Source organism: Streptococcus sp. 27098_8_23 (genome assembly GCF_041432195.1).
Taxonomy (GTDB): Bacteria; Bacillota; Bacilli; order Lactobacillales; family Streptococcaceae; genus Streptococcus.
Map to the genome: position 1 here is coordinate 696491 of NZ_JAPVZF010000001.1, position 23330 is coordinate 719820.

Here is a 23330-nt window from a genome sequence, read left to right on the forward strand (position 1 = left end):
TTTCTCTTTGAGAAACTAATTTCTATATAAAACGTTCGGTTTTGTAAATTGAAAGAATTTTTAGAAAATTTCTGTTTTTTTCTTTACACTCAAAAAAAATTCTGCTATAATGGCTCATGTAATAAAATATAACAACAAAAAGGAGAACGATATGACATCTGCTAAAGAATATATCCAAAGCGTGTTTGAAACTGTAACAGCTCGTAACGGGCATGAGGCTGAATTTCTCCAGGCGGTTGAAGAATTCTTCAGCACTTTGGAACCTGTATTTGAAAAACATCCTGAGTATATCGAAGAAAACATCTTGGCACGCATCACTGAGCCTGAGCGCGTGATTTCTTTCCGTGTTCCTTGGGTTGACCGTGAAGGTAAAGTACAAGTCAACCGTGGTTACCGTGTTCAATTCAACTCAGCTGTTGGACCATATAAAGGCGGACTTCGTTTCCACCCAACTGTAAACCAAGGGATTTTGAAATTCCTCGGATTCGAACAAATCTTTAAAAATGTCTTGACTGGACTTCCTATCGGTGGAGGTAAAGGGGGATCAGACTTCGATCCTAAAGGCAAAACTGATGCTGAAGTGATGCGCTTCTGCCAAAGCTTCATGACTGAATTGCAAAAATACATCGGACCATCACTTGACGTTCCAGCTGGTGATATTGGTGTTGGTGGACGTGAAATTGGTTACCTTTACGGACAATACAAACGTCTTAACCAATTTGATGCGGGTGTCTTGACTGGTAAACCTCTTGGATTTGGTGGTAGTTTGATTCGTCCAGAAGCAACTGGTTATGGTTTGGTTTACTACACTGAAGAAATGCTCAAAGCTAATGGTAACAGTTTTGCTGGTAAGAAAGTGGTCATTTCAGGTTCTGGTAACGTAGCTCAATACGCTCTTCAAAAAGCAACTGAACTTGGCGCTACTGTCATCTCTGTATCTGACTCAAACGGTTATGTCATCGATGAAAACGGTATTGATTTCGACCTTTTGGTTGATGTTAAAGAAAAACGCCGTGCTCGTTTGACTGAGTATGCAGCTGAGAAAGCAACTGCTACTTACCATGAAGGTTCTGTCTGGACTTACGCTGGGAACTACGACATCGCTCTCCCATGTGCCACTCAAAACGAAATCAATGGTGACGCAGCTAAACGCTTAGTTGCTCAAGGTATTATCTGTGTATCTGAAGGTGCCAACATGCCTAGTGACCTTGATGCGATTAAAGTCTACAAAGAAAACGGAATCCTTTACGGACCTGCCAAAGCTGCCAACGCTGGTGGTGTAGCTGTATCTGCGCTTGAAATGAGCCAAAACAGTCTTCGACTCTCATGGACCCGTGAAGAAGTTGATGGACGTCTCAAAGACATCATGACCAACATCTTTAACACAGCTAAAATAACTGCTGAAACATACGGACTTGGTACTGACTACCTTGCAGGAGCAAATATCGCTGCCTTCGAAAACGTGGCAAACGCTATGATTGCACAAGGTATTGTTTAATTAGTCGATACATCCTATCGGAGGACAAATGATGAACTTACGGTCAATGGAAGTGAGAGACAATCCAGCTGTAGCACAACTCATTAGAGCTAGCCTAGAAGAATTCGGGCTTGACAAACCAGGAACTGTCTACTTTGATTCTCATCTAGATCATTTGGCCGACTATTATCAACAGCAAGAGAGAGCAGCTTACTTTGTCCTGGAAGACGAAGGGCAGCTGGTTGGCTGTGGTGGCTTTGCACCTGTGTCTGATAAGATTGCTGAATTACAAAAACTGTATGTCACTAAAAACAGTCGTGGAAAAGGTTATTCCAGCAGCTTGATAAAGCGGATATTCCAGGAAGCCCGCCTAGCAGGTTATGAACAACTTTATCTAGAAACCTCTACTGAACTGGCTACGGCTGTGGCAATCTATCAGCATTATGGTTTTACAGCATTGCAACAACCACTTTCTAACGCCGCCGGCCACCCAGCTATGAATATCTGGATGATAAAATCTCTCTCATCAGATGAATAGATGGCAGTATACTCTGGCCGTCTCAAAGATATCATGACCAATATCTTTAATACAGTTAAAACAACTGCTGAAACATACGGGCTTGGTACTGACTACCTGGCTGGTGCTAACATCGCTGCCTTCAAAAACGTAGCCAATGCTATGATTGCCCAAGGTATTGTTTCAGCACTATCACACTAGAATAAATCCGACTGCTTATAAAAGCAGCCGGATTTTTATATATCTAATTTTTCAAAAAATTTGCCTGTTAACTGCTTTTCTTTTATCTTCTCAAGCAGCTCATTTTCCAGAAAAGGACTTAGTTCGTCAAAATCTTGACAAACCTTAAAAACAGTCTCTCTGTCCAACTGACCATAAACTAATTCGTAATAGTCCTTATTATGCTGCCAGTTCTGGTCATAGTTGACATCTGTCCGTTGATAGTAAACGATGTTTTGCTTCGGAGTCAGGTAAATCTTCTGTGTTAGAATGCTTTTCTGATCTTTGGATAACTTGCTACGGCTAAAAATTTTAACACCTTGAAAAATCTTGCGCTCATGAATCCCTTGATCTGTCACCTTCAATTCAATTTTTTTATAGTGCATACTATCACCTCCTGAAATCACCTACATTATATCAGATTCTAGCAGATTATCAAGCAAAAATGTGTCATTTCCAAAAGTCTTTCGTCGCCTCTAAAATCTCTTCTGTTGATGTTACTGTGGCCTCAATAATGCTCTTGCCTGTCCTTTTTAGATAAGCTTGTATCAGATGATAGCCATAAGCATAGCCCGCAGCATAAGGCATACCAACTGGTATCTGACCTTGAAGCTCTGCAATTTCATCACCGTAGAGATAAGGAGCCATTTCCGCCATCCCTGTTAGCTGAAGCTGACTTGAGATGATGGGCTTAATCTCCTCTAATTGCTCTGAACTGGTTGAAGTAACCCAGGGTCCAATGAGCTCCTTGCCATAGAGCTCAGCAGCAAAAGACTCTGCCAATCCTTCACTGACTACCCAGTCTGCTAGTGTCGTCTGCTGGTTCCATTTGATAAATTGGAAGCGGACATTGTGGTTGCACTCGTGAGCCAATGCCGCTTGAATACGTGGCAAAGTATAGTCATTAGGCAGTATGCTTAACATGAGATAACCTGGGATTCCACCATCTCCGCTGTAACCTTTATTGAGCTGTAGCATAGGTTTTTCTGGATTGCCCAATAAAATAGTAAAATGGTAATCCTCAACCTCTAAATCATAGCCAGCCTGTTCAAAAAGGCCAATACTTCTTTTAATGGTATCCTGGCAGTCTTGCCAGAGTTGATCAGAGCTCAGGGCATCAATAGCCGGTCTATCCTTTCCCGAGAGAGTTGCGGGCAACAGATTCATAAAGCCAAGTAGGAATAGAGCATCAAATCCTCCAGGGTACTTTGCTTTTAAAGGAATGTGTTGAGTTTGGTATTTGGTTGCAAAAGGTTCTAATATTTTAGCTCGAAAGAGATCTTCTCTCTTTTCTAAAGGAAGCTCGAGCATCTCCTGATAAACTTTATCTGAACGAATCGTATTGATTTGCATAATAATCTCCTTTCTTATCTACTATTAGTATAATCCCTTCCCTAAGGTCAGGGTCAAGAAAAAAATTGAATTTCTATCAAGATTCTAGTAATTGTTAGTAAAAAAACTAGAACTTTCGTATCAGACTATAATTTCAAGTAGGTTTACCCATTTTAAATCGTAACAGAAAAAACCGCTACTCCTGAGAATAGCGGTTTTATATGTTTTTTAAGCTACTAATGTAGTTGCTCTATTATTTAAGAGTAACTGAAGCTCCAGCTTCTTCCAATTTAGCTTTGATTTCTTCAGCTTCTGCAGTTGGAACGCCTTCTTTGATGACACCTGGTGCACCATCAACAAGTTCTTTAGCTTCTTTAAGTCCAAGACCAGTGATTTCACGTACAACTTTGATAACGCCAACTTTTTTGTCACCAGCAGCTGTCAACTCAACGTCAAATGAGTCTTTAGCAGCACCAGCGTCAGCAGCACCAGCTGCAGCAACAGCTACAGGAGCAGCTGCAGTTACACCAAATTCTTCTTCGATAGCTTTTACAAGGTCGTTCAATTCAAGGATTGAAGCTTCTTTAATTTCAGCAATAATGTTTTCAATGTTCAATGCCATTGTTATTTCCTCCAAATAAGTTTTTAATTTTATAATAGTTTTTTCGTAGCTAAGCTACGCTGCGTAGCTTAAGATTAAGCTGCGTCTTCTTTGTTGTCTGCAACCGCTTTGACTGCAAGAGCAACGTTGCGCACTGGCGCTTGAAGTACAGAAAGGAGCATAGAAAGAAGTCCTTCGCGGTTTGGAAGAGTTGCAAGAGCAACGATTTCTTCTTTAGATGCGACAGCGCCTTCGATTGCACCACCTTTGATTTCAAGTGCTTCAGCGTTTTTAGCAAAATCGTTCAAGATTTTCGCTGGTGCGATAACATCTTCGTTAGAAAATGCTACTGCAGATGGTCCAACAAATACTGATGAAAGATCTTCAAGACCAGCTTTTTCAGCTGCACGACGCAAGATTGAGTTTTTAATGACTTTATACTCAACTTCGCTTCCACGAAGCTCACGACGAAGAACTGTATCTTGCTCAACTGTCAAACCACGAGCGTCTACAACGACGATAGATGCAGCAGCTTTCATTTTTTCAGCCACTACGTCAACTAGTTCCGCTTTTTTAGCAATAATTGCTTCACTCATTAGTGTGTTCACCTCCGTAATTATTTTGCTTGGGGAATTTTTCCAAAAGAAAAACGCGCCCAAACCTAGACACGAAAGTACAATACGCTTCTTTTTACATGATACGTTTTGTCCTCGGTAGGATCTTTATGAGTCGAGCTCCCCTACTGTCTTAGGCAGTTTTTTCAAACCGTATATAAGTATAGCATAGACAAAAAAAGAATGCAAGATTTTTGCAAACTTTTTTTAAATTTTTTTAAATCTCTACTGTCAAAACTTTGCCTTGCTTAACCACCTGTTCTCCAGCGATATAAACATCATCGACATCACTGGATTTGACAGCATAAACCAGGTGAGAGAGCATATTTTCCTGAGGTTGAAGATGGATTTTTCCTTGTGGTTGAATGACCAGAAAATCTGCCTGTTTGCCGACTTCTAGGCTTCCTATCTGTCCTTCCATTCCAAGAACCTTAGCACCCTCTATCGTCAGTGCCTTAAGGGCTGTTTCGATAGGAAATTGGCTGGCATCTCCACTCTTCATTTTCTGAAGAAGGGCTGCGGTCCGTCCTTCCTCAAACATATCTAGATTATTATTGGAAGCAACCGAGTCAGTCGCAATTCCGACTGCTACTCCTGCTTTTTGCAGTTGGATGATTGGAGCGATCCCTGAGGCCAGTTTGAGGTTACTGATAGGATTATGGGCGATTGCCACATGAGAAGTTGCCAAGCGTTCAATTTCTCGCTCGTTTAATTCGACCCCGTGAGCAAAGACAGACGGATGATCTAAGTAACCTAGTTCTTCTAGAAAGGCGAGAGGGCGTTTGCCGTATCGTTTGAGGATAATTCCTGATTCCTCCTTGGTCTCCGCCACATGGATATGGATAGGAATGTCCAGCTTTTTTGCCATATCTAAGCTCGCTTCCAGCAAGTCTCTACTACAGCTGTAGGGAGAATGTGGAGCTACCATAACCTTGAAATTTGGGTTTTCATATCCTAAGATTTCCTCTATGATGGCACGTGTTCTACTTATAGTCTCAGCAGTTGTTTCTGTCTCTGAAGAAAAGAGGGTCGGTGAGAAATAACAACGCATCTTGGAAGCCTTCACTGCCTGATAAATTCTTTCAATATCTACACCATTGGGATTATACATATCGTTGAAGGTTGTTGTCCCTGACTGGAGCATCTCTGTCAGAGCTTCTTTGACTGCCTTGGTAGTCATATCGGGAGTAAATCCTGCTTCTGCTGGCCAGATATAGTCATTGAGCCATTCGTGGAGATTGCTGTCATCCTGAATTCCTCGCAAACCTGTCATAGCAGAATGGGTGTGGCAATTGACCAAACCAGGCATGATCCAGGCTCCCTGATAGTCTATAATCTGCTCAGCTTGCTCTAAAATATCTGGCTCCTCTTGGCTGACATAGACGATTTGAGAGTCCTTAACGGCTAAGACACCATCCAAATAAACATGGAAATCTTTGTCACAAGTCACGATATTTACATGCTGATAGACTTTCATTATAGGCTCCTTTTCTATAAGACAATTTACAGTGAATAATTTTTCTAGCTATTGTAACAAAAAAGTCACCCGAAGGCAACTTTTTTCGTTCATGAGATTTCAAAATAGAAAGGATTATTCAGAGCTAAAAGCTGCTGCTTTCTGCATTTGGTAATACTTGCCCTTTCTAGTCATGAGGTCATGATGATTGCCATACTCAACAATATCACCATCTACCAAAACTAGAATCAAATCCGCATCCTGAATGGTTGACAAACGGTGAGCAATGATAAAGCTTGTGCGCCCCTTCATGAGTTTGGCAAAGGCATCCTGTACTAGCACCTCTGTCCGTGTATCGATGGAGGAAGTCGCCTCGTCTAAGATAAGAATCTTTGGAATAGCTAGAAAGACTCGGGCGATGGTCAAGAGCTGGGCTTGCCCAACAGAGAGAGATTCTCCTGCATTTTCCAACTTGCTATCGTATCCCTGAGGCAATTGTTGGATGAAAAAGTCTGCATTGGCTGCTTTTGCGGCAGCAATCACCTGCTCCCTACTGGCATCAGGATTTCCAAAGGCAATATTGTCATGAATGGTCCCTTGCTTGAGCCAGGTTTCTTGGAGTACCATCCCAAACTGCTGTCTCAATGACGCTCGGGTATAATCATAAATGGACTGCCCATCTAACAAGATATCTCCCGAGTTAATAGGATAAAAACGCATGAGGAGATTGATAAGAGTTGACTTACCAGCACCTGTCGGACCAACGATGGCTACCTTGCTGCCAGCTGGGATATCGATGGATAAGTTCTTAATCAAGATCCTTTCAGGATTGTATCCAAAAGAAACATGCTTAAAGGAAATGGCTCCCTTAACTTGGTCACTGGTCAAGACTTCCTTACCTGTTTCAGCCACCTCTGGACTTTCTAAGACAGCATAGACGCGCTCTGCGCAAGCGAGAGCACTTTGCAACTCAGCTAGCACTGAAGAAATATCGTTAAAGGGCTTGGTATACTGCTGAACATAGTTCAAAAAAGTTACTAAACGCCCAATGGTCAAGGTTGAACCCATCATGATACGATAAGCTCCTACTCCAGCTAGAAGAGCATAAATGAGCGCATTGACAAAGCGAGTCGAAGGATTAACCGTTGAGGAATAAAAGATAGCTGACTGAGAATAGCTTGCGTAGTTGGCATTCGCCTCGTGCAGTCTTTGGATAAACTCTGTCTGAGCATTGAAGGACTGGATAATAGTCTGCTGGCTAAGCGATTCTTCAATCAACTGAGTCTGAATTCCCCTGGTCTCTGTTTGCTTCTGGAAGAGATGATAGGAGCGTTTGGCAATAAATCGTGAAATCACCATGGACAGGGGCGTCAACAGCAAGACCAAGAGGGTCATGAGGAGGTGGATTTGAAGCATGGCTAGAATACTAACCAAAATCATCAAGACACCAATGAAAAATTGGTTAAAAATCATGGTCAAGCCGGCTGCCAGCTGTTCTATGTCTGTGGTCACACGACTAACCATCTCTCCACTGCCCTGCCGATCCACAAAAGCAATCGGTAACCGATGGAGTTTATGGATGATTCGCTCTCGCAAGTCTCTAGTATAAGAGAAGATTAGACGATTATAAAGAAGAGGATTGGCCCATTGCACCAGAGTATTTCCTATGACTACCAAGATCATCTGGATGAAAATTTGCCAAAAAACTGGTGAAGAACCAGCTACTAGGACCTGGTCAATGACCTGCCCAATCAAGATAGGTAGGTAGATCGATAAAGCAACTTGGGCAATAGTTCCTAGAAAGGCTAGGAAAAGGAGGAAGGGATGGCTTGCTAAATCTATGGCCAAACATTTGAGCGTCTGGTTTGCGGTTTGTCGTTTCATGCTAGTCCTCCTTTCCATGTTGGGATGCATTGATTTCGCGATAGACTTGGCTAGTCTTCATCAATTCCTCGTGCTTGCCAACATCTAGTAACTCACCTTTTTCCAAGAGGAGAATCTGGTCAGCCATCTGAAGTGTCGAAGTCCGTTGAGAAATCAAGATTAAGCTCGTATTTGGCAGATTTTCTCTAATAGCTTTCAAGAGCTTGGACTCGGTAATGGTGTCGAGGGCCGAGGTCGAATCATCTAGGATGAGAAATGGAGCTTGGCGCAAGACTGCACGTGCGATAGACAGCCTTTGTTTTTGTCCACCTGAGAAATTTCGACCTCCTGCCTCAACCAGGGCATCCAAGAGTCCTTCCTTTTCACTGACAAAATCCTTAGCTTGCGCAATCTCCAAGGCCTGCCAGAGTTCTTGGTCAGACACTTCTCGATTGAAACCCAAAGTCAAGTTGGAACGAATAGTTCCCTTAAAGAGTTCGACTTTTTGAGGCACATAGGCAATCCAAGACCGCCACTGCTCAAGATTACGAGGACTACGTCCATTTCGATAAAGGTCAATGCTCCCCTTGTCTACCGGATAAAGTCCAAGTAAGACTTGCACCAAGCTTGATTTACCTGAACCAGTTCCCCCGATGATACCAAGGATTTGCCCTTGTTTCATATCAAAGGAAATGTCTCTCAGAGAAGCTTGAGCCGCATCAGGATAGGTAAAGGTCAATTCTTGAACTTGTAAAACCTGATTACTGGTAGCTTGTTTTTGTTCTAACTCCGAATGGATATCTTCTGGAGTCTCAGCAAAGACTTCCTCGATTCGTTTAGCTGAGATATAGGACTGGTTGAGAGAATTAATCAGCATGGCGAGCTTAACCAATTCCACCAAGATTTGCAAGAGATAGTTGATAAGAGCAATCAGGGCACCTTGACTGAGTAAACCTCCTTGAATTGAAATATATCCCTGCCAGATGATGACGAGAAGAATTCCATTAACAATCAGATAAGTCAGTGGTGTTAACAAACTAGACCAGAAACCTGTCTTTTCTTGTAATCTAGCATAAACTTGGTTAAGAGTTTGAAAAATTTGTAACTCTCGTTTTTCCTGACCAAAAGCACGAATAACTCGCATGCCTTGTAATTGCTGGCGCGTTTCCTGAACCAGCTGATCCGTTTTCTTTCTGAGACTACTGTAGAGAGGATTGACCAGTCGAGAGAGACCGACAATGACAATCGTCAAAATGACAACCATAACTAAAAACCAGAAAGTCAGCTCAGCCGAGATGCGATAGGCCATAAAGATAGCTCCAAAAACGATAATAGGTGCTCGCAAAAAGAGGCGCAGGAATTGATTGATACCAGTCTGTATCTGGTAGGTATCCGAAGTCAAGCGAGTCACCAAGCTAGAAGTTGTCAGACGATCTCTGCTATCCTTGGGTAAGGAAAGAATATGACGATAAAGGTCATCTGTCAGTTCCTTGGCGAATCCAACCGCTGCCTTGGCTGAGTAAAACTGGGCTATCAAGGCCACTAAAACGCCAATCACTGCAAAGATAAGGAGCAGGCCAATCTGCATCCAGAGGTGTCCCTGATCTCTCTGGGGCAAGGACTGGTCAACAATCCCAGCAATCACCATGGGAACCAAGAGTTCAAAAACAGCTTCTAGCAGCTTGAACAGGGGTGCTAGAATCGACTCTTTGATGTAGGGTTTGAAGTAAGATAGTAAGTGTTTCATAAATCCCTTCTATTCTTATTCTGGAAATGAAGAAAGTGGGAAGCCCCACCCTCTCAGTTTTATTTGTTTAAGTAAGGTAATAGATAGCCATATCCTGCTTTTTCCATCTCATCCTTGGCTACAAAGCGCAAGGATGCAGAATTAATACAGTAACGCAGGCCACCTAACTCCCGAGGTCCATCTGTAAAGACATGACCCAAGTGAGCATTACCTGACCGAGAACGAACCTCGATTCGCTCCATTCCATGACTCAGGTCCTTGTAGTAATGAATCAATTCCTTAGAAATCGGACGGCTAAAACTTGGCCAACCACAACCTGAGGCAAACTTATCCTTAGCAAAAAAGAGTGGCTCCCCTGTCGTGATATCTACATAAATCCCTTCTTCAAAAGTTTGGTCATAAGCATTACTAAACGGCGCCTCTGTAGCAGCTTCTTGCGTTACTCGGTAGGATTCTTCAGTTAGGTTTTCCTTTAACACCTCTTGACTAGGCTTTTCATAGTTAGAGGCATCAATCAATGGCTTCTCAGCATCCGTCACATCGATATGACAATAACCTGAAGGATTTTTCTTAAGATAGTCTTGGTGGTAGTCTTCCGCCAGAATATAGTGGCGAAGTTTCTCCACTTCTACTACAATCTTTCGCCCAAGCATGCGTTCCTGCTCCTGCACCACTGTGTAGATAGCTGGCAAGTCTGCTTCATCTTGGTAATAGATCCCCGTTCGATATTGGCGACCACGGTCATTCCCTTGCTGGTTGATAGATAAGGGATCAATGACACGGAAATAATAAAGCAAAATCTCTCTGAGTGACACTACTTTCTCATCATAAATCACTTGAACAGTCTCTGCATGGTCTGTTTCCTTGAGCAACTGGTAATTAGTTGTTTCGACTTGGCCATTAGCGTAGCCGACACTGGTTGCCAGCACTCCAGAAATACGTGAAAAATACTCCTCTAGACCCCAAAAACAACCACCTGCTAGATAAATTTCTGCCATCTTTATTTCTCCTTTATCAAGTTTTTAACTAATACTCTTCGAAAATCTCTTCAAACCACGTCAGCTTACATCTGCAACCTCAAAACAGTATTTTGAGCTTACTTCGTCAGTTTCATCTACAACCTCAAAACCATGCTTTGAGCAACCTGCGGCTAGCTTCCTAGTTTGCTCTTTGATTTTTCATTGAGTATAAACTTCTTTTCAAAAAAAGGACAGGAAGCCCTCTGTTCGAGAGTTTCCCCATCCTATCTTCTATTCTTTATTTTGCTTCGACACGGACACCTTGCGTATCAACTTTCAAGTCATGCAGTTTGCCTTTGAAAGGTTGCTTTTGCAATTCTGCCTTAATAGCCGGCATCTTGTCATGAGAGGCCAAGACCATCACTGTTGGTCCGGCACCAGAAAGGTAGGTCGCATAGGCACCATTCTCTTTGGCTACTTGCTTAATCGTCGCAAATTCACGGACCAGACTTTGACGATAGCGCTCATGGAAGAGGTCCCTCTCGATTGCTTGACCAGCTGTCACCATATCTCCTGCTAACAAGGCTGCAACGGCCACATTGGCGATAGAACTAGCCGCAACAGCTTCCTTATAGGACAATTTTTTAGGTAAGACACCACGGCTGTCGCGAGTGCGCAATTCATAGTTGGGAATATAAGCTAGAAAATCACACTCCGGGAAGTCAGACACAATTGCTGAAACATGCCCTTCAACAGAACTCGCAACAACAAGATTTCCATAGATAGCTGGAGCCACATTGTCAGGATGTCCTTCAATCTTAGTCGCCAACTGCAATTTGTCGTGGTTAGATAAGTTGAGATTGCCCAGCTGGTTGGCCAGTTCAATCCCAGCAACGATAACCGAGCTTGAAGAACCCAAGCCACGCGCCAAGGGAACATCACTGGTCATTTTCAAGCGTCTCGGTTGCAAGTCAGGCGCAATTTGCAAGGCAATCTTAAGCAAAAGATTACGTTCGTCATGGGGAATCCATTTGCCAATCTGGTGTTCAATCAACCACTCATCCCGTTCTTCACAAACCTCAATTTGAAGATACTTGGTTACAGCTACACCGACCGAATCAAAACCTGGCCCGATATTGGCACTGGTTGCAGGTACAATAATCTTCATCCTATTCTCCTAACACCTTGAAGGTATTCAAGAGGTCAAATTCTGAAGCTTTGGCCAACTCAGCTGAAACATTCTCAAGTTGTGCTTTATTGATCTTATGAGTGATAATCACTACACGCGCCTTGTCACCCTCTTTGCCATCTTGGAGGATTTGCTTGAAGGAAATATCTTGAGCATTGAAAATCTCAGCCAATTTCAAGACCTGACCTTTTGAGTCTGGAGCCAAGATTGAGAAATAGTAGTTTGCTTTAACATCTTCTGGATTTGCCAAGACTAGGTCACGGCTATATTCGTTGAAGTCTTTACCGATGGTACCATCATTCAAGCGACGAACGATACGGACAATATCTGCTACAACACTTGTTGCAGTTGGTTTTTGACCCGCACCTGGTCCGTAGTACATAGATTCACCAATACCGATAGATTCTACAAAAACAGCGTTCATTACCCCATTCACACTGGCAAGTGGATGTGCTTTAGGAAGGAAGGTTGGAGTTACTTCCGCAGCAATACCAGAAGGAGTTTCCTCGATAGAACCAACCAATTTCACTACATAGCCAAGGTCTTGGGCTACAGCTACGTCTTCTGGTGTGATGTTGCGGATTCCCTTGTGGGCTACATCGTCAAAGGCAACCTTCATACCAAAAGCAAACTGGCTCAAAATCACCATCTTGTAGGCTGCGTCAATCCCATCCACGTCATTTGTAGGGTCGCTTTCTGCAAAACCAAGTCTTTGTGCTTCAGCCAGAGCATCATCATAAGACCAGCCTTCTTCGACCATCTTGGTCATCATGAAGTTGGAAGTTCCGTTAACGACACCAAGAACGCGCGTGATTTTATCAGAAGCCAATGAATTTGCTAGAGTGCGAAGAATTGGAATCCCACCAGCAACAGCTGCTTCGTAATAAAGTGCTACATTATGCTCTTTAGCGATTTCTAACAATTCTGCACCATGGACAGCCAAAAGGTCCTTGTTAGCAGTAACAACGTGTTTCCCAGCTTCTAAGGCACGAGTGATAAAGGTCTTAGCTGGTTCGATACGCCCCATCAATTCCACTACAATAGTAATGTCCTTGTCTGATAAAATATCATCTACATTGGTCACAAAGTTAAAGTCATTTCCTGCTGCAAGCAAGCGGTTCTTTTCATCTTCATCCTTGACCAATACCTTGGCTACTTCAATCTCTGAATGAGCTGACTGAACGATTTTTTCTCCATTTTCCTTTAGGAGGAAAGGCACGCCACTTGCAACGGTACCAAATCCAAGTAAAGCAATTTTAACTGTCATGTTTGTCTCCTAGAAATTTTCTGATATAGCCATTATAACAGAATTTTATGAAAATTCCTATTATAGTAAATCACTATTTCAGTCTGGTAAAGAAAAAACGAATCCCATGATTCGTCTTTCTTGATAAATGAAAATTGATTTTAAAAATTATGAACAAATCTTTTGCAGACCGAGAACTGCGTCATGGTTAATCAATATTTGCCCATACTCTTGCAAAACGGAACGACTGATGTCACTGTCATCTGCAAACTCACGCATACGAGCCAAGAGCCAGGCTGGATATGGACTTGGATGATTTTCCACATCGACTAAGATTGTCAAATAGTAGTGTCCATTCATCTTATAGAGTTCAGATGTTTCCATCTGGTAGTTAACCGTCTTTGCAAAAGCAACTAAGTCAGCAAGACTTGTAAAACGCAAGATATAGTAGATATAAGGTTCTTTCTTATTCTCCGTCTCCTTGTCTGCCTGCTCTTGCTCTTCTTCCTTTGCTTCGACCTGCTCTAGAGATTGGATGGCCTCAATATCGTCCTTGGTCTTATCTGCAATGCTCTTTTCCAAGGTTTTGAGAAATTCATCTGGCGACATTTGGGCTAATTCTTCCATGTCTGGTAGATCCGCCAAATCTTCAAAATCCAGATTTTGGTCAATCTTGGACTTGGTCACAAAGACGTCGACCTTATCAGGTTTTGGCGTCACGCGGAAACTCAGCATGCCACTATCCAAGAAATTGTCTGGCATCTCTAACTCATCTAAAATAGCATAGAAAAACTCTTCGGTTTTTTCCTGAGGAACGAGAAAGTCTGCAATCTCCATTCCCCGATCCATCAAATCATCTAAAGTCATCGTGATTTTCAGTGTTGTATCACTAATTTGTTTCATCTTCATATCTAGTAACCTCATACTTTCAGTCTATCTATTATACTAGATTTTTACGATTTTATCAAAAGAATGAAGCGAGAATGTGATATAATACTAGATATGATTTTAGATTTAAGAAAGAAAGTTCAATGAAAAATATAAAAGTAAATGCCTTGGCCAGCTTGCTGGTCAATATTCTCAATATCGTTTTTCCACTGATAACCAATCCTTATCTGACGCGGATTCTCAGCAAATCCAATTACGGTTATTTCAATACAGCCAATACCTGGGCAAGTTTCGTTATTCCACTAGCTGCCTTTGGAATATACAACTACGGGATTCGAGCTATTAGTAAGGTCAAGGATGACAAGAATAAAATCAACTACGTCTTTTCTAAGTTGTTTTATATCTCGGTTTTCACCTCTCTCCTGACGACAGGTATCTACTTCCTCATTATCTTCTTTGACACCAGCATTGAGAATCTGAAAGTTCTCTACTACATCTTAGGGGCTCAAGCACTCTTCCAATTTCTCAATATCGAATGGATGAACGAGGCTTATGAAAACTATGCCTTCATCCTCTACAAAACATTAATTATTCGAATTACCATGCTGGTCGCTATCTTCGCCTTTGTTAAAACGGCAGATGATATCGTTCCTTATGCTATCGTTATGACAGCGACCACTATCCTCAACTATCTGCTCAGTTTTCTTTGGATTAAGAGAGAAGTTTCTTTTGTTAAGATTGGATTCGTCGAATTAGTCAAAGCTTCTAAACCACTCTTTACTATGCTTCTCTTAGCGAACGCTAATATGCTTTATACCTTGTTAGATAGAATGTTTATCACTAAGGGACCGGATGAAAACTATATTTCCTACTATACAATTGCCTATAGTATCGTCATGCTGATTGCCAGTGTCTTGAGTGGAGCTATCAACGTCAGTATTCCACGCCTCGGCTACTATCTCGGGAAAAAGGATTACAAGTCCTATAATTATCTCGTGAATCAAGCGGCATCCTTATTCTATTTCCTTATGGTTCCAACTAGTATCGGGATTATGATATTGGGACGGTACGCAACTGTTATTTATTCTTCTGAAAAATATCTTGAAGCGGGTATCGTAACTAGCGTCTTCGCTTTTCGTACCATCATTTGGGCTATTGAGTTGATTCTTGGTAAACAGATTATCTTTATCAACGACCATGAAAATCGCTTAACCGCCTTCTACTTCCTTGGTGGTGGTGCCAATATACTATTAAATAGCATCTTGTATTTCAATAATATTTTTGCACCTGAGTATTACATCGCTACGACCATTATCGCAGAAACTATCGTTGTTTTACTTGAAATTCATTTTATCAAGAAACACCAACTGATTAGTTTAAAAGAGATTTTTATAACCTTAACACGTTATAGCCTCATATCCCTTGGTTTTATCCCAATCTTCTATATTTTCAAGATGATTTTCCAAATCAATTCCTACACAGTAAACTTTAATATGATTCTCATGGTTCTTTCTACCGTAGCAACTTGTGGTATCTATTACCTCTTGACCCTCTTTATTACCAAAGACAAAACACTCCACTATGCACTGAACCTTGTACTTGCTAAATTAAAACGAAATTAAAAAAATCCCCTACTGATAAATTAGTTGTCAGTAGGGGATTTCTTCTTTATTCTTTTTCTTTCTTTTCAGAAGCGTTGGCTTCTAGATTTGAATCTTGTTTAGGTTGTTCAACAATAGAGGAATTAGCTTCTTGTTTCTGTTCTGGCTTGACTGCATCGCTATTTACAGCAGCAACAGCCTGTTTCCAGATTCCTTCTTCGTTTACTTTGTAACCATCAGGTGTTGTTGCGTTCTTCAACAAAGAACCATCAGCTTGGAAATAGTACCAATTACCATCAAGCTGTTTCCAACCCGTTTGCATAGCTCCTGATTCATCAAAGTAATAATGATCACCATTTACTTTATGAAGGCCAACCAACATGATGCCATCTTCAGGATTTAGATAATACCAGACGCCTTTGTCTTTTATCCAACCAGTTTTCATGGCTCCATTTGATTCAAAGTAACGGTAATGATTATCAAACCATTTCCAGCCTGTTTGCATGGCACCAGATTTGCTAAAGTAATATTGCTTACCATCTACTTGATGGAGGCCGACTAACATAACGCCTTCCTTACCTTCAAGATAATACCAGGCATCACCATCTTTCAACCAACCAGTTTGGAGTGCGCCCGACGTAGCGTAGTAATGCCAAGAATCATTTGACCACTGCCATCCAACTTGCATAGTACCTGCAGAGCTGAAGAAATAGTTCTTACCGTCAATCTCTTTAGATCCTACAGCCATAATACCTGTTTCTGGATTCAAATAATACCATGATTCTTTATCTTTCAACCAACCCGTTTTCATAGCACCTGAGTTCGTATAGAAGTACCAGCTATTGTCTTGCCACTTCCATCCAGTCTGCATGGCACCACTAGCATTCAAATAGTAACGAACACCATTTATATCTTGTCTGCCAGTTAACATGATGCCATCTTTATCCAGATAATACCATGTTTCCTGATCCTTGACCCAGCCGGTTTTCATAGCTCCAGAACTTGCAAAATAGTTCCAGTGACCATCAACAAATGCCCAGCCAGTTTGCATGATACCTTCTTGATTAAAGTAGTATGTGCTTCCATTGATATTCTTTTTACCGATGGTCTTTAGCCCATCCTCATCATAGAAATACCAATTTGAATCAATCTTTTGCCATGTTGAAGGCTTACCTGCTGTTTGGAGTGCACCACTTTCGCTAAAGAACATCTTCTTGCCATTATAAACTTGGTGTCCTGTTAGCATCTTCCCATCTGCCGCAAAGAGATACTTTTTCCCTCCAATTTCAGAGAGCTCGCTAAATCGTCTAGCACCATTTGATTGGATATAATACCAAGAGTCATCTAGTTTGAACCAACCACCAGTTTGCATTTTACCATTTTGGTTCAGATAGTAATCATTCCCTTTGGCATTTTCTCCCCAGTCGTCGTTAAGGTGAAGCCAGCGACCTGCTTGCATTTGTCCTTTTCCATTAAAGAAATAAGTGGCTCCGCCAATCTCTCTCCAGCCGATAGCCATTTCTCCGTCAGTCAAACGATATTTCCAATAACCATCTTCTTGATACCATTTTTCGTCAACTACAGGGATATTAGGGAAGGTATTTGAAACATTTGCAAATCCTTTATCGCTAATATCAAAAACGGTAGCGTCTTGAGTTTGGCTAGCAGCATGAAGAACCTGAATATTTTTCTTCTGAAGGTATTCTCTGGTTGAAGCAACATTAATATCTCCACCAGTTGTCTGAATAATCATTTTTGGTGATAAGTTTTCAAGGAAATTAATCGTATTTGAAATTGTCGCATCATAATGGTGGTTCCATTTCATCATATCAACCTTGCCGATAACTGGACCTAACTTATCTTCTGCTCCTTCGGCATTATCCAAATCTCCTCCAAGATAGATTCTCTTTCCTGCCACAGTCACTACTGAAACAATGGAGTTGGAGTTATCATCTCGAACTTTTTTCAGATTCCCGTCAGCATCATATTCATTCTTATAGTTGTAGAGTTGGATATCCATATCACCTAATTTTAGGTGGCTATCCTCATCTGAAATATTCTGGATAAGAGTAACTCCTCGTTTTTGAGCTGCTCTCAAAGCATTATCATAATTGAAAAGATTATCCCATAGTCCCCAGTTTGCTGTAATCCGATCATCTGAATATTTTTTCAAATAAAACTTACCGACTTGATATCGATTGAGTATTTCGTCTGCCCCACCAATATGGTCACTATGAACATGAGTGCCTATAATAAAATCTAATTTTTTTACACCTATTTGATCCAAGTGGCGAATCAATCGATCCTCCAATACTTGATAATTTCTCATGGAAATTCCCCAGCGGCTTGGATAGCGTGGATCACTCCCATCAGGAAAATCATAGTCTTCTCCCATATCAATCAAAGCATAGTGACCATTGCTTTCCAGAAGGATGGCGTCACTCCCAGATTTTGCTTTAGTATTTATGAAATGGATACGATTGCCCGAACCTGCAGAGATGGTATCTGCATCTACTCCTTGCGATAACTGAATCAGTAATAGAAAGAATGCGAGAACACTATAGCTGACTGATTTTAATAACCATTTATTTTTCACCTTGAAAACTCCTTTATCTTAACAATAAGCAACTTTTTTAATCTAATCAATCCAATAATTTTTATCCCCTCCTGGGACTTGTTGCTCAATAGGAGGTGGAGTCATATAGTTTTCTCCAAATTCGTAGACAAGTATTTCATGGTATTTTCTCGGAACCTTGACCACAATGTCTTCATAGGGCATATCAATCAAATCATAGAGCCATTCTTTTTTTATACCATTTGGATAATAAGGGTCATAGATAGTACAAGTAAGATCTGTTGCTTGATCTACACTATACTTCAAAGCAAGGCTCTCTAATTTTTGATTCCATAGCTGTGGGGAAGTTAAGCGGAAAATAGCTGATCCCATATAACGAGGGAGGTTCTTAAGTCCACCATTCTCAGACTTGATCCCTTTAAAATTCAAAGAAGAAAGTCGAATGAAATATTTGTAGAGCTTCATTTTCTTACGGTCACTTTCCTGTGTTACGACACCATCATATGGAAAAATGTCAACACAAGTTCCCAATACGACCGTTGGGTCTACGAGGTTAGCATCTCGACGAGTCCTTACATCATAGACTCTCATATAACTGTATGGATATCCCTTTGTTTCTCTGAATGAAATCAATTTGTAGTAGGGATGATTTTCATTTTGTAAAACCTTGTAAAGTTTTTCAAATTCATCACGCGCTAAGGAAATATCTGTATCATCATCCCAAGGGATAAATCCTTTATGGCGTACAGCTCCTAGTAAGGTTCCAAAATCAATAAAGTATTTGATTTGATGTTGTTCACAAAGATCATGTAGATACTTTAAAATATCCAATTCTACTTGCTTGATTTCTTCAAGAGTTAAAGTTCTTTCAGACATAGGTTCTATTCTCCTAAATTTGACTATATTTTTAAACGTTTCTTAATCCCAATCCCGTCATTTAGACCTTTTAACAATCTTCCATAATTTAAAATCATGATGAGATACTCTTTGTTCAACCGGTGGCAATTGCATATAGTCTCCGTAGTCTGAGGTCAAAATTTCATGATAATTTTTCGGAATGGTAAATTCCTTACCTTCAAATGTTCCAGTAGTAACTTGTTCCAGCCATTCACGTCTCCACACTGGTTTGTTCATATCCTTGTAGATAAGATAATCCACTTGCTCATAATCTGAGACTTTACGGGATTTTGCAAGCTCTTCAATCTGGGCAACGTATTTGTTCGTATTGGTAAAATAGAAAATAATAACTGACACATAACGTAGCAGTGAATTCAGTACACTTTTCGTATTGGTAATGCCTTTGAAGGTGTAGCAACTCAATTGACGTTTCTTTATCAGTTTCGTCATCTTGTTTTTAAATTCTACGTCATCCTCGTAGCCATCTACAGGGAAAATATCTACATAGATTCCCATATTCGAATCGATGCGAACATCTTCTTCTAGCAAGTAGGTATGGTTATCCTGCACTTTCATGAAGGGATAGACATAGTTGAGATTATTTTTATAAGACATGACCTCGTAACGTTTATCAGGGTTAGCGATAAGGTAGTCTTGCAACTTTTCATAATCTTCTCGTAACATGCAGATATCCATGTCATCATCCCAAGGGATAAATCCTTGATGGCGAACAGCACCAATTAGACTTCCATATGCTAAGAAATACTTGACACCAATTTTCTGACAAACTTCATGAATATACTCCATGATTCCAAGTTCCATCTGTTGAATTTCATTGATGTCTGTTACTTCTTGGTACCGAACTCCTTCATCTCGTTTGCAGACTACGAGTCCATAGCCAATCGCTAGCCAGAAGATGATATTAATAAAGTTGGTTGAATACATAATCTGACTTTCAAATAATTGACCAAACAAGATACCAAAGAATAGGATCATGATCAATTTATCAGTATTTTTCTTGGAAACAATCAAATACGTTAAAAAGCGCTTGATGACATAAGCCAGTACAAGAAGGAAGGATACCAAACCTAGAACTCCCGAACTGACAAATATGGTCACAAAAATGTTATGGAAATTCCCACCGATAAGGGAGTTTTGAATCTCAAATTTACTGAAATATTCTGTGTAATAATCTGGAACATTTCGTACACCATAACCAAAAATTGGTTTGGCACTTCCCATCTTGATGGCATTTTTCCAGATATAGGTTCTACCACTTGGTGTTGTTTCGATTAGATGGAGCTCACCGTTTTTCTTAGTGACAGACGAATCTGTCTCAGCATAGGATTGTCCTTTGTTTAAATCTAAGACAGTCGCAGTTTCAGATGAGATATAGATTGAAGTTACATAGCTTAATCCAATATTAGTTGCAGTAATCAGCAAACCAGCAACTATAAAAGTGAGGAATCGTTTAACGATACTTCCTCTAGTAGCAAAGAAACTATAGAGTCCAATCATGAGAAGTAAAGAAAGTAAGGCTCCTCGACTTTGCATCGTAGCGAAGTAAACGAATTGAATCACATTATTCAGTTTAAGATAAACAGAATATTTACTTCCTTTATGGATCAAATACATAGCCAAAATAATGCTAATGTATGAAAATATCGCACTAGCATTTGGATTGACAATCCCCCACAGACGGCCATTCATGACACCATAGTAATAAGATTGTTCGCCAATCTTAAATAGGATGAGGACTCTACTTATCAATAAACCAAACGCAAAAATTGCTGAAGAAAAAGATACAATTTGAACCGTATAGGCAATCCAGTCAAATAATTTTTTAAGTTGCCCTGATTGTAACATGGTAAATAATAAAACATAGGTTACCATGAAGAGGATTTCAATCACATTTCCAATCAGATGTCCTGAGCGATTGAAAACAGCTGATAGCAGATGACTTCCAGCTAAGAGTCCAAATAAGGATAGAAATTTGCGATCTGCTGTGATTTCTTTCCACTTAAACAATAAGGTATAGCAAATATAAAGCACTACAATCGCTGATAATCCCTTGTAGAGGGGATTTGCTATCTTATAAACCAGTGAACTCATACTTAAAATCGAAATGAAAACAAATAGATACGCAATCCATAGTTTTGATTTTTCAAAGTATTCATCCATTTTTGAAAAATTCATTTTCAACTCCTTCTCATGATATTAGTTTTTTAATCCAACAATTTTCTTATATAGCCATGGAGAAATGACAAGTGAAAGGATAGCTACCTTGCGAAAAGTGGTGAAATAAGCATCTTTCCATATTTCGCGTCGGTGCTGAACAATCCAAGTCCTCAGCTCGGCTTTCTCCTTTTGATACTCTTCACGTGAAGTAAAGATAATTTTATCGTAAACTGTGATGTACGACCAACATTCTCTGTTTATTAATTCGTATTTTAAATTAGGGAAGGCTTGTGAAACTTGAGCAATTATTTGCTTATAAACTTCTATTGTGTCAAATACATGTCGATTAACAGATGTTGTTGCACTTCCCTCACGATGATCATAATAATAAACAGGTTTGTCAATAAATACGCAACTGCATCTTGTCTTTAGTAGCAATTCAGTTAAAAACAAGGCATCTTCAGCTAGGTGATAATTTGTATTAAACTTTTCATCCGCAAGCAGGTCTCTCTTAAACAGTTTTGCAACTGGAAAAAATGATGTTCTGGTAGTCATCAGTAGTTCCTTCATGGTTTCTTCTGTTGACCAGAGTTCTGTTTTTTCTGAATGTGAAGGTAGGTCTGTTACAATACCGTTTTTGATATGGTGCAGAGGAGCAATTACAAAGCCTACATTCACCCCTTCAACTGCACTTGCTAAAGTAGCTAGGTAATCCTGGGTAACGAAATCATCGCTATCAATAAAGGTAACCCAAGAACCCGTCGCTAGCTGAATTCCCATATTTCTAGCATTTGAAACACCAGCATTTTCGATATGATAAACCTTGATATTCTCATACTGAGATGCTAATTGATCACAGATCTGTCCACTAGAATCAGTAGAACCATCGTTGATTAGGATTAACTCAAAATGGGCATAAGTCTGTTGAAGAATCGACTCCACACATCGCTCCAGATAGGCTTCTACATTGTAGACCGGAACGATAACGCTTATTTTTTCTCCCATCATGCTCCGTATTCTCCCTTGTACTCTGTGTAGCTCTTGTCCATGTCTGCTATAATGGCGTCATGATGCGGTACTTGCTTGTCTGCTGGTGGCGGTGTCATATAGTCCCCAAAAGCAGTGCTGAGATAGGCATCGTAGCCAACTGGGATAGGCATCTCTGTTCCTTCAAATGGCAAGAAAAGATTGTCCTCAAAGGATGCGATTGGGTATTTGTTTCGCATGTAGCCGGGACCTGAGCATAATTCCGTAATTCCATCGCTCTCAGCCAGACCATACTTGGTCATTTCTTTTTCAGCTTTTTTCCAAATGCGATAACGTAGAGATTTTGGAGTCAGGCCGAGTAAGATACGACTTCCCCATTTCATGACTGCACCATGCTTTTCTGGGATAGTTTGGGCGCAAAAGAGTGAATAAATCAGGGCCCAACGAACTTGTTTCTTACGCTCAGCTGGATTTTTAGGATAATAATCTAAAGGTAAAACATCCAAGGCCAAACCGTGTGGCAAATCCAAATCCTTCTGATAAGGCTTGATACAAGTGGTTTCCTTATCACGAATGGTAATAAAAAGGTTACGGTCTACAAAATCTTTGTTACTCTTTGACAAGAAATATCGCTCGTCTGCATAACGAGGCCATAGTTCTGCTAATTTTTCATAGTCCTTACGTGGCATGAAGAAGTCTAGATCATCATCCCAAGGAATGAAACCTTTATTACGAAGGGCGCCAATGGCTCCTCCACCACAGAGATAGCACAACAAATCATGTTCTTTACAAAATGCGACGAAATATTCAGCCATTTCCAGACTACGAGCCTGAATCGCTTTCAAATCACTCATGTCTCTCCTCTTCTGTCCAATAACGAGTTATATCGTTTTATTATACCATAAAAACGCCCTAAAAATCCATCAGATACTAAGAAAAATCAAAGCCTAAACCACTTTTTCACTGGTGATTCAAACTTTGATT

Annotated in this window: 19 protein-coding genes, 1 pseudogene and 1 other annotated feature; of the genes and pseudogenes, 4 read left to right on the top strand and 16 right to left on the bottom strand. The window is 40.5% G+C overall.

All coding sequences use genetic code 11. The features are described from left to right. The first annotated feature begins 151 nt into the window (after nt 1–151). The 3 genes and pseudogenes from gdhA to O3652_RS03480 all read left to right on the top strand — a co-directional run. On the top strand, nt 152–1498 hold the full coding sequence (gene gdhA / locus O3652_RS03470) for an NADP-specific glutamate dehydrogenase (protein WP_070567597.1): 1347 nt from the start codon (nt 152–154) through the stop codon (nt 1496–1498). A 31-nt stretch (nt 1499–1529) separates the two neighbouring features. Next, nucleotides 1530–2015 carry a GNAT family N-acetyltransferase gene (locus tag O3652_RS03475; RefSeq protein WP_070567599.1) on the top strand — a complete coding sequence of 162 codons (486 nt, stop codon included), beginning with the start codon at nt 1530–1532 and terminating at the stop codon, nt 2013–2015. A gap of 15 nt (nt 2016–2030) precedes the next feature. Further along, nucleotides 2031–2195, top strand: a pseudogene (locus O3652_RS03480) (NADP-specific glutamate dehydrogenase); the annotation flags it as partial. A gap of 35 nt (nt 2196–2230) precedes the next feature. Here the strand turns inward: O3652_RS03480 and O3652_RS03485 are convergent. From O3652_RS03485 to mecA, 11 genes are all read right to left on the bottom strand, one after another. Further along, entirely contained in the window at nt 2231–2599 is a 369-nt protein-coding gene (locus O3652_RS03485; protein WP_070567602.1) for an EXLDI protein, read from the bottom strand. 64 nt (nt 2600–2663) lie between these two features. Continuing rightward, on the bottom strand, nt 2664–3566 hold the full coding sequence (locus O3652_RS03490; RefSeq protein ID WP_070567604.1) for a DUF2268 domain-containing protein: 903 nt from the start codon (nt 3564–3566) through the stop codon (nt 2664–2666). Between the two features lie 232 nt (nt 3567–3798). Beyond that, the gene (gene rplL / locus O3652_RS03495) at nt 3799–4167 is read right to left on the bottom strand and encodes a 50S ribosomal protein L7/L12 (RefSeq protein ID WP_001196964.1); all 369 of its coding nucleotides are present in this window, start codon (nt 4165–4167) and stop codon (nt 3799–3801) included. A gap of 74 nt (nt 4168–4241) precedes the next feature. Further along, complete coding sequence (gene rplJ, locus O3652_RS03500) at nt 4242–4742, bottom strand: 50S ribosomal protein L10 (protein ID WP_061427624.1); 501 nt, start codon at nt 4740–4742, stop codon at nt 4242–4244. Between the two features lie 38 nt (nt 4743–4780). Next, nucleotides 4781–4916: a sequence feature (ribosomal protein L10 leader region), on the bottom strand. A gap of 61 nt (nt 4917–4977) precedes the next feature. Further along, nucleotides 4978–6237, bottom strand: a complete 1260-nt coding sequence (locus tag O3652_RS03505; protein WP_371590065.1) for a TRZ/ATZ family protein — start codon at nt 6235–6237, stop codon at nt 4978–4980. Nucleotides 6238–6351: 114 nt separating this feature from the next. Further along, nucleotides 6352–8100 carry an ABC transporter ATP-binding protein gene (locus O3652_RS03510; RefSeq protein ID WP_371590066.1) on the bottom strand — a complete coding sequence of 583 codons (1749 nt, stop codon included), beginning with the start codon at nt 8098–8100 and terminating at the stop codon, nt 6352–6354. 1 nt (nt 8101) lies between these two features. Continuing rightward, nucleotides 8102–9826: an ABC transporter ATP-binding protein gene (locus O3652_RS03515; RefSeq protein WP_125413522.1), complete on the bottom strand. Its 1725-nt coding sequence runs from the start codon at nt 9824–9826 to the stop codon at nt 8102–8104. 59 nt (nt 9827–9885) lie between these two features. Further along, nucleotides 9886–10824 carry a peptide-methionine (R)-S-oxide reductase MsrB gene (gene msrB, locus O3652_RS03520; protein ID WP_125413521.1) on the bottom strand — a complete coding sequence of 313 codons (939 nt, stop codon included), beginning with the start codon at nt 10822–10824 and terminating at the stop codon, nt 9886–9888. A 259-nt stretch (nt 10825–11083) separates the two neighbouring features. Further along, nucleotides 11084–11953: a homoserine kinase gene (thrB, locus tag O3652_RS03525; protein WP_125413520.1), complete on the bottom strand. Its 870-nt coding sequence runs from the start codon at nt 11951–11953 to the stop codon at nt 11084–11086. Nucleotide 11954: 1 nt separating this feature from the next. Beyond that, nucleotides 11955–13241, bottom strand: coding sequence for a homoserine dehydrogenase (locus O3652_RS03530; RefSeq protein WP_000216365.1), 1287 nt, complete (start codon nt 13239–13241; stop codon nt 11955–11957). Nucleotides 13242–13388: 147 nt separating this feature from the next. Then, nucleotides 13389–14129 carry an adaptor protein MecA gene (gene mecA / locus O3652_RS03535; RefSeq protein WP_000782700.1) on the bottom strand — a complete coding sequence of 247 codons (741 nt, stop codon included), beginning with the start codon at nt 14127–14129 and terminating at the stop codon, nt 13389–13391. Nucleotides 14130–14251: 122 nt separating this feature from the next. Between mecA and O3652_RS03540 the strand changes: the two genes are divergently transcribed. Next, nucleotides 14252–15730, top strand: a complete 1479-nt coding sequence (locus O3652_RS03540; protein ID WP_049490167.1) for an oligosaccharide flippase family protein — start codon at nt 14252–14254, stop codon at nt 15728–15730. Nucleotides 15731–15776: 46 nt separating this feature from the next. On the opposite strand, the gene O3652_RS03545 is transcribed toward O3652_RS03540, so the two are convergent. Genes O3652_RS03545 through O3652_RS03565 form a run of 5 tightly spaced genes read right to left on the bottom strand, consistent with a single transcriptional unit; the run spans nt 15777 to nt 23200 of the window. Further along, nucleotides 15777–18305 carry an MBL fold metallo-hydrolase gene (locus tag O3652_RS03545; RefSeq protein WP_371590067.1) on the bottom strand — a complete coding sequence of 843 codons (2529 nt, stop codon included), beginning with the start codon at nt 18303–18305 and terminating at the stop codon, nt 15777–15779. A 42-nt stretch (nt 18306–18347) separates the two neighbouring features. Beyond that, nucleotides 18348–19160 carry a phosphorylcholine transferase LicD gene (locus O3652_RS03550; protein WP_000004176.1) on the bottom strand — a complete coding sequence of 271 codons (813 nt, stop codon included), beginning with the start codon at nt 19158–19160 and terminating at the stop codon, nt 18348–18350. Nucleotides 19161–19217: 57 nt separating this feature from the next. Then, complete coding sequence (locus O3652_RS03555; protein WP_071851099.1) at nt 19218–21377, bottom strand: LicD family protein; 2160 nt, start codon at nt 21375–21377, stop codon at nt 19218–19220. 21 nt (nt 21378–21398) lie between these two features. Next, nucleotides 21399–22367 carry a glycosyltransferase family 2 protein gene (locus O3652_RS03560; RefSeq protein WP_125413518.1) on the bottom strand — a complete coding sequence of 323 codons (969 nt, stop codon included), beginning with the start codon at nt 22365–22367 and terminating at the stop codon, nt 21399–21401. Beyond that, nucleotides 22364–23200: a phosphorylcholine transferase LicD gene (locus O3652_RS03565; protein WP_001281444.1), complete on the bottom strand. Its 837-nt coding sequence runs from the start codon at nt 23198–23200 to the stop codon at nt 22364–22366. Before O3652_RS03565 ends, O3652_RS03560 begins: the two co-directional genes overlap by 4 nt. Nucleotides 23201–23330: the final 130 nt, after the last annotated feature.